Origin of the sequence: Streptococcus sp. E29BA (assembly GCF_041807805.1) — a bacterium.
Classification (GTDB): domain Bacteria; phylum Bacillota; class Bacilli; order Lactobacillales; family Streptococcaceae; genus Streptococcus; species Streptococcus entericus.
This window is the reverse complement of record NZ_JBGTZA010000022.1, coordinates 1-13,272: the sequence shown is the minus strand read 5'-3', so window position 1 is coordinate 13,272 and position 13,272 is coordinate 1. Positions and strand designations below refer to the sequence as shown.

At 43.7% G+C, this 13,272-nt stretch carries 15 protein-coding genes; 1 reads left to right on the top strand and 14 read right to left on the bottom strand.

Features of this window, described 5'->3' with window-relative positions:
* Window positions 1–117: 117 nt before the first annotated feature.
* Genes ACERC8_RS06620 through ACERC8_RS06610 form a run of 3 tightly spaced genes read right to left on the bottom strand, consistent with a single transcriptional unit; the run spans window position 118 to window position 2,082 of the window.
* The gene (locus ACERC8_RS06620) at window positions 118–501 is read right to left on the bottom strand and encodes an HIT family protein (protein ID WP_373659111.1); all 384 of its coding nucleotides are present in this window, start codon (window positions 499–501) and stop codon (window positions 118–120) included.
* 12 nt (window positions 502–513) lie between these two features.
* Entirely contained in the window at window positions 514–1,311 is a 798-nt protein-coding gene (locus ACERC8_RS06615) for a DUF2785 domain-containing protein (protein WP_373659110.1), read from the bottom strand.
* A gap of 57 nt (window positions 1,312–1,368) precedes the next feature.
* Window positions 1,369–2,082 carry a class I SAM-dependent methyltransferase gene (locus tag ACERC8_RS06610; RefSeq protein ID WP_373659109.1) on the bottom strand — a complete coding sequence of 238 codons (714 nt, stop codon included), beginning with the start codon at window positions 2,080–2,082 and terminating at the stop codon, window positions 1,369–1,371.
* Between the two features lie 77 nt (window positions 2,083–2,159).
* Between ACERC8_RS06610 and ACERC8_RS06605 the strand changes: the two genes are divergently transcribed.
* A complete protein-coding gene (locus ACERC8_RS06605) occupies window positions 2,160–2,555 on the top strand; it encodes a single-stranded DNA-binding protein (RefSeq protein WP_018368850.1) in 396 nt (131 codons plus the stop codon).
* Window positions 2,556–2,798: 243 nt separating this feature from the next.
* Here ACERC8_RS06605 and groL read toward each other — a convergent pair whose 3' ends face one another.
* The 11 genes from groL to ACERC8_RS06550 form a co-directional block, all read right to left on the bottom strand.
* Entirely contained in the window at window positions 2,799–4,421 is a 1,623-nt protein-coding gene (groL, locus tag ACERC8_RS06600; protein WP_373659108.1) for a chaperonin GroEL, read from the bottom strand.
* A gap of 14 nt (window positions 4,422–4,435) precedes the next feature.
* Window positions 4,436–4,723, bottom strand: coding sequence for a co-chaperone GroES (groES, locus tag ACERC8_RS06595; protein WP_373659107.1), 288 nt, complete (start codon window positions 4,721–4,723; stop codon window positions 4,436–4,438).
* Between the two features lie 392 nt (window positions 4,724–5,115).
* A complete protein-coding gene (locus tag ACERC8_RS06590) occupies window positions 5,116–5,886 on the bottom strand; it encodes a hypothetical protein (protein WP_373659106.1) in 771 nt (256 codons plus the stop codon).
* 90 nt (window positions 5,887–5,976) lie between these two features.
* Window positions 5,977–6,834 carry a sugar ABC transporter permease gene (locus ACERC8_RS06585; protein ID WP_018368846.1) on the bottom strand — a complete coding sequence of 286 codons (858 nt, stop codon included), beginning with the start codon at window positions 6,832–6,834 and terminating at the stop codon, window positions 5,977–5,979.
* Entirely contained in the window at window positions 6,835–8,139 is a 1,305-nt protein-coding gene (locus tag ACERC8_RS06580; RefSeq protein ID WP_018368845.1) for a carbohydrate ABC transporter permease, read from the bottom strand. It abuts the gene before it with no gap.
* An 11-nt stretch (window positions 8,140–8,150) separates the two neighbouring features.
* A complete protein-coding gene (locus ACERC8_RS06575; RefSeq protein ID WP_373659105.1) occupies window positions 8,151–9,845 on the bottom strand; it encodes a glycoside hydrolase family 13 protein in 1,695 nt (564 codons plus the stop codon).
* 126 nt (window positions 9,846–9,971) lie between these two features.
* Window positions 9,972–11,234: an extracellular solute-binding protein gene (locus ACERC8_RS06570; protein WP_373659104.1), complete on the bottom strand. Its 1,263-nt coding sequence runs from the start codon at window positions 11,232–11,234 to the stop codon at window positions 9,972–9,974.
* 300 nt (window positions 11,235–11,534) lie between these two features.
* Entirely contained in the window at window positions 11,535–11,780 is a 246-nt protein-coding gene (gene rpsR, locus ACERC8_RS06565; RefSeq protein WP_018368842.1) for a 30S ribosomal protein S18, read from the bottom strand.
* Between the two features lie 22 nt (window positions 11,781–11,802).
* Complete coding sequence (locus tag ACERC8_RS06560; RefSeq protein WP_373659102.1) at window positions 11,803–12,282, bottom strand: single-stranded DNA-binding protein; 480 nt, start codon at window positions 12,280–12,282, stop codon at window positions 11,803–11,805.
* A gap of 11 nt (window positions 12,283–12,293) precedes the next feature.
* Window positions 12,294–12,584, bottom strand: coding sequence for a 30S ribosomal protein S6 (rpsF, locus tag ACERC8_RS06555; RefSeq protein ID WP_373659101.1), 291 nt, complete (start codon window positions 12,582–12,584; stop codon window positions 12,294–12,296).
* A gap of 215 nt (window positions 12,585–12,799) precedes the next feature.
* The gene (locus ACERC8_RS06550) at window positions 12,800–13,051 is read right to left on the bottom strand and encodes a hypothetical protein (protein WP_373659100.1); all 252 of its coding nucleotides are present in this window, start codon (window positions 13,049–13,051) and stop codon (window positions 12,800–12,802) included.
* Window positions 13,052–13,272: the final 221 nt, after the last annotated feature.

Below are 13,272 nucleotides of genomic sequence, written 5' to 3'. Positions count from 1 at the left end.
ATCAAAAAGCAACCCATTTCTGAGTTGCTCTGTTTCACTTATTCTTATGAAAAAACCTTATGACAGACGACTTCTATCTATACTAACTTGATGATACTAACAATGGCATATCAGCAATTAGTCCTCCGCTGTCTGATAGCCTTGGCGTTCAGGAATAACCCCTCTGACACCGCCTTTTGGCTTTGGCGTATCCCCCTTGTAACGAGGAATCAGATGGATGTGGCAGTGAAAAATGGTCTGACCGGCAACCGCACCGCAGTTGGCACCGACATTGTAACCATCTGGCTGATAACGCGTCTCTAGCATTTCCTTACCCAACTGCAAGAGGTCATCAATGGCTTGTTTTTCGACTGATGTTAACCCAAAATAATCCTCCACATGGCGTTTGGGAACAATCAGCAAATGCCCCTGATTGACAGGGTGTTTATCGTAAAAGGCGCCAGCTAGATTATTTTCTAATATAAAAGGCAAGTCACTACAAAACAAGCAAGAAACGGACATTTTTCACTCCTTTCACGCTAGCAAATGAGGGTGGTTCAACAACGCCTGCTTGAGAGTCGTGCCTAGCACCCCCTCTTTTTCTAATTGGAAATATAACACCGATAAAAAGGCCTGGCTATTGAGTTGTTTAGCATAATCGCTGGGCTCATCTCCAGATACCTGCAGGTCACTTAACCACATCGCTACTTGGTCCTGAGTGAGCCGCTCCTGAGCAAGCAGTTGGAGAAGGACTGCCGCTAAACGACTACTCTCACCTGCCGAGAAAGTTGTTTCAACTTCCAGTAAAACATCCCTGATCACCTCCCAAACATCAGTTAGACGGTTTAAGGGAAACTCGGGATGACAAGCTACCGCTTGTAAAAAATCTGCACCGTGTGCAATAGCATGAACCCAGCCATAAACGCTATCATAACCTCTGATGTCACGCTCAGCTGGCAGGTAGTCTAGGACCAGTTGCCATAACATCTCTCTCTGAGACGCCCTCATCCACCCACGATAAGGGTGCCCCTCCTGACCATCCACATAAAGCAATAGAGTATGCAATAGGCTAGTGAAAGATCTGGTTAGGGTACGCTCATCACAGACCCCTAGACCAGTTGTCTGTAGCTGCCTTGTTAGCGTCTCATCGAGCAAACTAGCCAACTGTACCTCATCAACAAAACCATCAAGCAAGGCATGACAAAAGCTGAGATAAACCAGATTGTCACGAACAGCTGGGTCAGGATCACCAATATGACTGAGCAACCACGCCAGTTCCTCACTAGTATAGGGGTGAGATTGATTTAGTTTTTCCTGTAATTGTTTGATCATTTGTGCTAACCTTTCTATTTTAAGTCAAGAACTCTTTCTAAAGTCTTTCGGTAAGGGTTAGGTTGTTACTTTTTCTAGCCAAACATGATGAAAAAAGCTAATATCACGATAAGGACTGTGATCGCAAACTGCCAACTCCATTCTGGTCATGCCTTCCAACCAGCCCATCTCCGACTTAATCTCATTTGGCTGTAGGGCATAGAAGGTTCGAATCCCCTGATAACGTTCGATTCTAAACTGTCCTGACTGAACCAATTCTGCCATGTCATAACACCTCCCCTGATTGAATGATGGGCTATGATAATCAGCCCCAGCCAGCAAGTCCATTGCCGTGTCAATCTGATGGTTAAAAACGACAGCCTGCATCACTTTCCCAGCACGGTGATGCTTGACGATAGACAACTGACCTGACGGTGTCAGCAAGCGATGAAAGGCAGTCAAGTAGGTCGGATAATCTTCCATTGCAACATATTCCAAGACATTGTGGCAGATGATGACATCAAAACTGGCATCTGGAAACTGGTCAAGTAGGTCGATTGAGCCGTGATATTTAGATAAGTTTGGCTGTTCCTGATGATAGAGCATCTCAGCTGACGGGTCAACAGCCACAACCGTATTGTTTTGACTGAGGAAATCAGCTGTCAAACAAAATCCTGCCCCAAAATCCAAGACACGCTTCCCTTTAACTTCCTTTAATTGGTCAAATAACACCTGATAAAAAATTTTTCCCCAGGGTTGCTCGAGGGTTTGGCGATAATGCGCAATGTCCATCACTTTTTTCTCCTTTTTTTTGATAATTATATTATTTTTTCAACCCTTTTACGAATACCCTATTAGGAGGAAATGATATGTATAATAAAGTTGTTTTAATTGGCAGATTGACTGCCGTGCCAGAAATGATCAAAACACCTAACGATAAATCGGTCACACGGGTGTCGCTTGCCGTCAACAGGCGGTTCAAGTCCCAAAATGGCGAGCGTAGCGCAGATTTCATCAACGTTGTCTTCTGGGGACGTCAAGCTGAGACCCTAGCCAGTTACGGTGGCAAGGGTACGCTCGTTTCGATTGATGGCGAACTGCGTACTAGAAAATATGACAAAAATGGTTCAACCCGCTATATCACTGAGGTGCTGGGGCACAGTTTCCAACTCTTAGAAAGCCGTGCTCAACGTGCCATCAGAGAAAATAATGTCGGTCAAGACTTGGCAGACCTCGTCTTGGAAGAGGAAGAACTGCCCTTCTGAAAGGATGTTTATCCTCATAGTACCCCTTGTCCCCGTCCGACCCGCCCAGAAAGCAATCTCCCTTGGTGGCTGAATTGGTGAGGGGAAATCAATAAAACATAATCATCAGTTAGGGATAAGCTTCTCCTAGTTAACACCAACTGAATCATCACAAAAAAACGGGCAAGACAGAGTTCTGGACAGCAGAACACCAATCTTGCTCGTTTTATCTATCAGATGAAAGGTTTGTTCAGCCTAGTTGCCTTACATCATGCCACCCATCATGCCTGGGTCCATAGCTGGGGCAGCTGGTTTTGGTTCTGGCTTGTTAGCCACGACAGCTTCAGTAGTCAAGATGAGGCCAGCTACTGACGCCGCATTTTGTAGGGCAGAACGAGTTACCTTCACAGGGTCGATAATGCCAGCTTCTAGCATATCTACCCATTCACCAGTTGCAGCATTAAAGCCGTGACCAGCTGGGCTATTTTTTAACTTATCGATGACAACAGACCCCTCAAAACCAGCGTTGAGAGCAATCTGGCGAACAGGTTCTTCCAGTGCACGCTGGACGATGTTGCGACCAGTTGCTTCGTCACTCGTCAAATCTAGAGCCGCCACGGCTGCGATAACGTTGACCAGAGCAGTACCACCACCAGCAACGATGCCTTCTTCAACAGCAGCACGGGTCGCATTGAGTGCATCCTCAATGCGGAGTTTCATCTCCTTGAGTTCGGTCTCAGTCGCCGCACCAACCTTGATCACAGCGACACCACCAGAGAGCTTAGCCAACCGTTCTTGAAGTTTCTCGCGATCAAATTCAGAGGTCGTTGTCTCGATTTGAGACTTAATGATGTCAATGCGGTTAGCAATAGCTGACGCGTCACCTGCCCCCTCGACAATGACTGTGCTATCCTTATCGACAGAGACCTTAACCGCTTGACCGAGAGCTACCATGCTGGCATCTTTGAGGTCAAGTCCCAAATCATCAGTGATAACTGTTCCGCCTGTCAAGATAGCGATGTCTTCTAGCATCGACTTACGACGATCGCCGAAGCCAGGAGCCTTGACGGCAACTACATTGAAGGTGCCACGGATTTTGTTGAGCACCAAGGTTGGCAAGGCTTCACCGTCCACATCATCAGCAATAATGAGGAGCGGACGGTTGGTCTTGAGAATCTCTTCTAAGAGTGGAAGAATGTCCTGAATGTTTGAGATTTTCTTATCCGTGATGAGGATAAATGGGTTGTCTAGGTCAGCAACCATTTTTTCATTGTCCGTCACCATATACTGAGACAGGTAACCTCGGTCAAACTGCATGCCCTCAACCACTTCGAGTTCAGTCTCCATTCCACGAGACTCTTCGATAGTGATGACACCATCACGACCGACCTTCTCCATGGCTTCTGAGATATACTCACCAACCTTTTCAGAACGTGAGGACACTGCTGCCACCTGAGCGATTTCCTCTTTATTTGCAACTGCTTGAGCTTGATGTTTAAGTTCTGTCACGGCAACATTTACCGCAGCTTCAATCCCGCGACGGATACCGATTGGGTTAGCACCGGCTGTGACGTTTTTCAGACCTTCACGAACGATAGCTTGGGTCAAAACGGTCGCCGTTGTGGTCCCATCACCGGCGATGTCGTTGGTTTTTGAAGCCACTTCTGACACCAGCTTTGCCCCCATGTTTTCAAAATGATCCTCCAGCTCAATTTCCTTAGCGATGGTTACCCCATCGTTAGTGATGAGCGGTGAACCAAAAGCTTTTTCAAGCACAACATTACGCCCTTTAGGGCCAAGGGTTACTTTAACTGTATTAGCGAGGATGTCCACCCCACGCACCATGCTCTCACGAGCATCTGCTGAAAATTTAATATCTTTTGCCATAATCACTTTCCTCCCTATGCTTCAATAATGGCGACGATGTCTGCTTCACGCACAATGAGTAGCTCTTCACCCTCATGCTTGACCGCAAGACCAGCTGAGCGATCGACCAGAACTGTCTGATTAACGGTGACACTTGGAGACACCAACTCACCCGTTAGCGTCCGAATGCCCTCACCGACAGCCAAGACTTGGGCGGTCTTGGTCGCTTCCCGGCTAGCACCTGCTAGCACAAAGCCGCCAACCGTCTGTTCCTCTTCTTTTGCAACGCGCACCAACACGCGGTCGCCTAATGGTTTTAACATGATTTATCCTCCATTTTTAGGGTAATAGCAGAGCTGAGCCCTGTTTTTAGCACTCTATCCTATCGAGCGCTAATGCTACCCTCTATTCTACCACTTGGTCAGAAATAGTCAAGAAAAAAAGTTGCTGATTAAACAGTAATAGAGGCAGGAACAAAAGTCCTAGCCTCCCTTTTTATTATTGTTGCCAAAGTCAGACGCAAAGGTTTTGAGCAACTCTTATCAGCTTTGCCGATTTTAGAGTTGCCAAAGTTCCACTGAATCTTTGGAAGTTGGAAATAGAGCGGACAACGTCCGTGTCAAAGAAAGTCTAGGAAGAGACCTTTTCGACTTCTAAACGTTCAAAATTAAATAAAGTGAGGAAATATCAAATTCTGCCGAATGCCCACTCTCATCTAGGTATCTCTAAAACGAGTTTTGAAAAATACAAAAACCACAGCCAACACAAAGAGGATATTTTGCGTCATGATGATGGTTGGCAATTCCTGACCAGTTAACCCAAACCCAAAGGCCAGTAAAGTTGGCAGACCGAGGCAGGTTAAGGTCAGATTATAAGCTTGTTTGAACCCCTTGATGTCAAACCATTTGGTCAGGGAAGCCAAAAAAAGAATGCCACTCGCACCAAGCACCAAAAAGATAAAGTTCGTCCCTAAAATCAAGCAAGAACTACTAATCAGAAAAAGACTAACTCCAAAACGATTGCTCGTAAACCAGTGGTTAGAGATTGCTGCTGACAGCGCCTCTTTTGAGGAAATATCTTGCTGACTGAGCTGTTGGTAGGGCACAGTGACGACATCAATCTTATCTTTAACGAGTTTTAACTGTTGCTTGCCAAAATGGTAGCTCACCCCGGTCTCTTCTGGTGCCTTATCACCAAAAGTCACTTGGGGAAAGCTCGCCTCCTCAACCATCAACTCACCATCTCTTAATTTTCCCGTTTGCAGATGAGCAATAACCTCTTTGTTTAAAGGCTCATAAATGCCACTAACCACCCGTTCCAGGGGATAACTCTCCATTTGCCCAACTTGTAGAGAAACAGGAATAAATAAAAGTGACATCAAGAAAATGGTGGTCAAAATAGCCTGCCAGACCGTAAGAGAGGTTCTCTGGGCAAATACCCGTCTAGGCGATAGCAAGCTGGAAAAATAAGACATCGGATAGCGCATCCATGTAGCTCCTTTCGTAGAAAGAGTGGGACAAGATCTCTTGCCACCACTCTTAAACTGATTTGAGATGTTATTAAACATTCTCTTATTCTATCCTTTTGTCCCACCTTTTGTCAAACCAGACACAAAGTTTTTCTGGAGCATGAAGAAGAGGATTGAGATTGGCACAGCAATCAAAATAGCTCCTGCTGCAAAAAGTGTGACACGTTGGTTCTTGGCATCAGAGATAAAGGTCTGAAGCCCAACCGCAACAGTATAGTATTCTTGTGAGCGAAGCAAGAACTTAGCGAGCATGAAATCTCCAAACGGTCCCATAAAGGCCCAAAGTGCCTGAACGGCAATCATTGGCTTGACGAGGGGAAGAACAATTTGCCACAAAATCCGCAAATGTCCTGCACCGTCGAGTTTAGCAGATTCGTCCAAGTCATACGGTACCGTATCAAAATAGCCTTTCATCAGCCAAGCATTCATCGGGATACCACCACCAACGTAAATCAGAATCAAGAACCAGTACTGGTTAAGAGCGTTGAAGAGCCAGGCCATAACAAAATAGGCAGTCAGAGCAGCCATGGTTGGCACCATTTGAATCACTAAGAAGAACAATAAACTTTTTTTCTTGCCGTAAAAGTTATAACGACTATACGCATACCCTGTCAAGGTGATCACCGTCACTTGAATAATCATGGTGAAAAAGGCCACGATAATCGTATTGAGGTACCAACGCCCATAAAGCGTCTCAGTGAACAAGCGACTAAAGTTATTAAGCGTGAAATTGCTCGTTAGATCAAACGTAAAGGCTGTCACATTCCCTGGGCGAAAAGCTGAGCTAACCGTTACCATGATTGGGAACAAGATAATCGTTGCTAACAAGAGCAGATAGACGTAGGTAAAGAATTGTGTCAGAAATTTTTTCCGTTTGACAGAGCTTGAAAATTGTTTAGAAGCCATCTATCTATCCTCCATATTAAACGCATTGAATTTTTTAAAGGTGATAAGTGACACAGAAATGACAATCATTGAGATAATCAACGTCACCGCAGATGCCATTGAAAATTGTGGCGATGTTTGAGTGGTCAACTTATAAATCCAAGAAATCAAGATATCTGTTGCACCAGCACCACCACCGACACTACCTGGTCCACCGTTGTTAAAGAGATAGATGATGGAGAAGTTATTAAAGTTAAACGTATACTGAGAAATAAAGGTCGGCGCAGCAACCGCTAAAATCATCGGTAAGGTGATTTTCCAGAATTTCTGCCAAGCCGTTGCCCCATCAATAATCGCCGCCTCATACAAATCAGACGGAATAGATTGCAGAATCCCTGAGACCAAAATGTAGATGTAAGGGAAACCAAGCCAGCCTTGCACCATGATGACAGCTACTTTTGTCCAAAACGGATCTGTTTTCCATGGAATGAGACCAAAATCAACAAAAGGAATCAGTTTTTCCAAGAACGGCAACACCTGCACATTCATCGCACCGATGGAGTCATTAAAGAAGTTACCGAAACTCATGATGGAGATAAAGGCCGGAACAGCCCAAGGGAGCAAGAAGATAACCCCAAATACCCGCTTAAACTTGATGAATGGCTGATTAGCAATGATAGCTGTCGCTACCCCAATAACAATCTGAAGGGTTGAGGCAAGAATCGTCCAAATAAAGGTCCATTTCAACACCGCAGAGAAAGCCGTTCTAAAGGTGCTGAGTTGAACGATATTGATGAAGTTTTTAAATCCAATCCAGTCCAATAACCGCTGTGGCGGAATATGTTTAAAATCGTAGTTGGTAAAGGCAATAAAGAGCGTTACCATAACAGGAAAGACAATCGCAAAGGCCATCGCCAGATAAGCAGGAATGGTCAGCAAGTAAGGAAAACCGTTCTCATAAATAGAGTGAAGCGTCTCTTTTGCAGTGAGCGGGATTTTGAACCCGTCACGAACCAGTCTAGCAGTATAATGCGCATCTCTCATCGTTGCTACATGAATAAAGAGCATGATGATAAAGAAAATAATCTGCATTGATCCTTTGATCAGAAGAAACAAAGAGTGATCAACACCAGGGGTTGTTCCCAGAGTGATTAACCCTTGAATCGCTGGAATCCCAAAGGTCAGGATTTCAAGGATTTCTAGTGCAAAGACACCAAGAAGCATCAATCCTTTTGCTTTTTGACCGTTATAAAGTTGTCCAAGTCCTAAAATGAGGGATAGCCACATGGCTTTTTGGGGACTGTGATGTTGTGAATCGTTTGTCATAATGACCCTTTCTACAATAGATGATGAATTAAGAAGCCATGGGTTGCTAAGTTTGTGTCGATCAACCCGTTAGCGATGACTAACTGGCCAACAGAAATTTCTCGCTCCTGCCCCTTGTTAATGAGTAATTCAATGACCTGAGATGGTGTGTGTCGCCGGATACTTAGCACATCGCCCTGAGCTGTAATGGTGATGTCACCTTTTTGAAGAACCGGTAGCTCCTTCAAGCGAATAATCTTTTTGAACAGTGTTAGTAAATCGTTGTCTTGGGTCACCTTATCCCAGTTGAAACAGCGACGACAGTCAGGATCATAGCCACCTTCCATGGCAATCTCTGTCCCATAGTAGAGGCAAGGAATACCGACATAGGTGAACAGCAAGGCGACTGCGGCTAATAACTTATCTCTTGACCCACCGATTTGAGTAAAGAAGCGGTGCGTGTCATGAGAGTCCAGCAAATTCAAATTCATGCGATTGACCTGATCGGTGTTTCGCATGAGAATATGATTGAGTCGCTCTGCCATCTCCTGAGATGATAGGGTATCTGTCGCAAAATAATCAATGCAGGCTTTCGTAAAGGCATAATTCATGATGCCATCATACTGATCCCCTTGTAAATAGGGGTAAGCATCGTGCCAGTTTTCACCGATAATAATGATATTGGGATTGACGGCTTTCACTGCTTTTCTAAAGCGACGCCAGAAATCATGCGATACTTCATCTGAGACATCAAGTCTCCAACCATCTAGCTGAAACTCTCGCGTCCAGTAAAGGGTGACATCCAAGAGGTAGTCCTGCACATCAAGATTGGACGTGTTAAACTTTGGCATATAGGAGCAAGCAGCAAATGTCTCATAATTGATTGCTTTTTGGTCAACAGTTTCACCGTCAATCATAAACCAGTCAAAATATGGCGAAGCCTTCCCCTTGTTCATCACATCTTGAAATTCTGGAAGCAAGTCACTGGAATGATTGTAGACCGCATCAAGGATAATTTTCATCCCCAAGTCATGACTGTCATCAATTAACTGCTTTAGGCTTAACTTGCTACCAAACTGTTTGTCAACATCGTAATAATCTCGAATATCATACTTATGATTGCTGATGGATGAAAAAATCGGAGTCAGGTAAATGGTAGTTATTCCCAAGTCCTTGAGGTAGTGTAACTTTTGCCTAATCCCCTCAAGATCACCTCCGGCAAAACTTTTCGGAAGCGGCCTGTCCGTCCACGCCATATTGATGTAGGTATCATCCTTCTCAGCATCTCCGCGATAAAAACGATCCACAAAAATCTGGTAAAACACTGCGCTGTCTGCCCAGTCGACCACACGATGAACATCAATTGGGTTGATGTACGGCAGTTGGAAGCAGTTATAAAACGCATAAGCAAAATCGTACTGTTCACTAAAGCCATTTTCATGGTAGTACCAGCAGTTGTCTCCGTCCTGAACTTTGAAAACATAGGTCAGTCGAACGTCTGTCAACTTTAGGCGAATCTCGAAATAAGCATAAATGGCATCAGTACATTTGAACGGTATCGGAACTTCTTTTTGATGTTGGTGATAGGTGTACTTATCACCATAAACTAGGCTAATCTCTAACTCTTGATCTTCTTTTGCAACCCGCAAACGAATGACAACTTCGTCATCAGAAATTGCAAAACAATACCTTGAGTCAGGAATATGCAAAAATCCTGCCTTGTTCATTCCATTCCTTCTTCCTAATATGTATTCTTTCTGTTCAGCCTTTTCTCTCCCTATCAATCACTTTTAGGCAGTGATAGGGAGAGAAAAAGCTGAGCAGAAATAGTTCTGAATCAGCTTTTTGAGGTTTTATTCAGAATATTTTTGCTCGATAGCTTCTTTAATGAAGGTTACAGCTTCTTTGCTGGCTGTCTTAGCATCTTTTTTACCTGAGGCAACGTCAAAGAACAATGTACCTGCTGGTTCCCAAACTTCTGCCATTTGAGGAATGTTTGGCATTGGTTGAGCATTTGAGAATTGAGCAATAACAGCGCTTGTCAACTCATTTCCTTGTGCTGAAGCATATTCGCGTGCTTTAGTGTTAGCAGGAATTTCTTGCGTAGCATCGTAGAATGATTTTTGGTTCTCTTCGTTTGTGACATAGTCAAGGAATTTTTGAGCAACATCCATGTTTTTGCTGTAGTTTGAGATAACCCAAGCTTTACCACCACCGAAGGCTTCGTAGTTGCCACCGTTAGTAAGAGTTGGAATTTGAGCAGCTCCGAAGTTTACACCAGCTTCTTTAAGTGCTGCTGCAGCCCAAGGACCATCAATGATTGCAGCTGTTTTACCTGATGTAAATTGTTCAGTGATGAAGTCTCCTGCTTTTGTTGTATCTTGCATTCCTTGAGGCCACATAGCATACCATTTTTTAGCATACTCAAGTCCTTCTACAGTACCAGCATTGTCCAAACCGATATCTGATGGCTTAGTACCGTGGTCACCAAAGACGTAACCACCGTGACCAGCAATCAGACCGTAAGCATAGTAGAAGTTAGTCCAGTTTGCCAAGAATGCTACTGATTTACCATTTTCTGAAGCGAAGGCATACTTGGCATCTTTTTGAAGCTCTTCGAGTTCTGCAAATGTTTTTGGAGCCTCTTTGATTAAATCTTTGTTGTAGTAAAGAATTAATGATTCTACAACAGCTGGAGCGCCGTAGATTTTTCCATCTAAAGTAACCAAGTTTTGTGCTGTTTCATCATAATCAGCTTTGTTACCCAAGGTTACTTCAGCAAGTTGACCTTCGTTACCTAAACCACCCACGCGGTCATAAGGTGCCACAAAAACGTCTGGGGCAGCACCTGTTGGGCCATCTGTCGCTAACTTATCCAAGGTATCAATCATACCTTCTTCTTTAACAGTGATTTTAACACCATTTTCTTCTTCGAATTTTGTTTTGATCTTGTTAATGTAGTCAACATAGCCAGTATCTACAGAAACAACCAATGACTTTTCTCCCTCAGCAGATTTTTCTGCTGTGTTTGATGAAGAAGAGTTGCCACAAGCCGCTAAAGTTAGGGCAGAAGCAAGCCCAAGAGAGCTTAAAGCGATTTTTTTCCAATTCAACATTTGATTGGACCTCCTGAAATTTTTTAGAAACGCAACCGCTTGCGTTGTTCATAAGTAGTATAACACAAACTGATTGCGGTTGCAAGTGTTTTTATCATTTTTTTGGGAAGAAATAATTTCGACTAAAACGCTAACAAAAAAACATTAGAGGTGCTGGCTAGCAACTGTATACAGGTCCTCGTCCAGAGGGATAATTTAAAAGTAACTTTCTTGGTTTAAGGCTCAAGTTCTGAGCTCTGCTAGTTCGTATCATATTTTACAGATAAAAGAAAAATCCCAGCCTGAGCTGAGATATTTTCATTAGTCTTCGTTAACGAATGGTAACAAGGCCATAACGCGAGCACGTTTGATTGCTGTTGTTACTTTACGTTGATTCTTAGCAGACGTTCCAGTCACACGACGTGGCAAAATTTTTCCACGTTCTGAGATGAAACGGCTGAGAAGCTCAGTATCTTTGTAATCAACATATTCAATCTTGTTAGCTGCGATATAGTCAACTTTTTTACGGCGTTTGAATGCACCGCCGCGACGTTGTGGTTGAGCCATAGGTTCTCTCCTTTATATCAGTTTAGAATGGTAAATCATCATCTGAGATTTCCATTGAATTTGACCCGCCGAACGGGCCTTCTTCTCTAGCGAAGTTAGGTGTTTGAGCTGGTTGTTGGTAGTTGTTGCCGCCAAAACCTTGACTAGGAGCTGATGTATAGCCGCCTTGTCCTTCTCTTGCCGTACGGCTTTCCAGCATTTGGAAATTTTCCGCAACAACTTCTGTTACATAAACCCTTTGTCCTTGGGCATTGTCATAAGAACGTGTCTGGATACGACCAGTAATGCCGATTAAGGCACCTTTCTTAGCCCAGTTTGCAAGGTTTTCAGCTTGCTGACGCCAGATAACGCAGTTGATAAAATCAGCTTCACGTTCTCCAGCTTGATTTTTAAATGTCCGGTTAACAGCCAAAGTAAAGCTGGCTGTCGCCACATTTGACGGGGTGTAACGAAGCTCAGCATCACGGGTCATCCGACCAACGAGTACGACATTGTTAATCATAGGTCACCTACTTAAGCGTCGAGTTTCACAATCATATGACGAAGAATATCGCCGTTGATTTTTGACAGACGATCAAACTCATTCAGAGCGATAGCGTCAGTTGCTTCAACGTTAACGATATGGTAAAGTCCTTCACGAAAATCTTGGATGTCGTAAGCCAGACGACGTTTTTCCCATGCTTTTGATTCAATGATGGTTGCACCATTGTCAGTCAAAATTGAGTCAAAACGCGCTACCAAAGCGTTTTTTGCTTCTTCATCAATGTTTGGACGAATGATATAAAGAATTTCGTATTTAGCCATTGATATGTCCTCCTTTTGGTCTAATGACCTGCACTCTTTGGCGCAGGTAAGTGAGGTCTACTCACAAATAACTATTTTAAACCATTTTTTGGGATTTTGCAAGCAAAAACTCGTGATAACAGGTAAATTTTCCCCTAAACTTTTTCAAGCTCAAAAATAGGTCAAGACAGCATGTGACTATGTCTCAGTCGCCATGCTATCCCAGACCTACTTTCCTATGGTTGATAAGACCTTACACGGTCAAGCCTCTGAAGAAATTTTTCCTTGAAAATGGGCTTTAAGCTGGTCAAATCTCGACCTAGATCAGGTCTCTCTTTTAACAACAATGTCAATACTTGTTGCCCCTCTAATGCCCAATCCCCAACCAGCCAGACTTGCTTGCTGTATAAGGATTCAAATTCGTCTACAATAGGTGCAATTGATGCGTAATAAATGGATAATGGGCTTCTTACGTAACTATAGGTCATGTCTTTCTCCTTGTCTTTTTTCATAGTATTATGATAGTGTAACAATATTAAAGAAAACTAAAACGAGAACCGTATGGAATAACCACACATGACACCTAAGAGTTTTGTAAGCCACTCCCACCTCTTGAGCTCATTTTCTTATAATTTAATCCGTTTGCCGGTCTCAAGGTCAAAGAAATGCCCCTTAGACACATTGAGTGCTAACTCGACAGTTGAGCCTG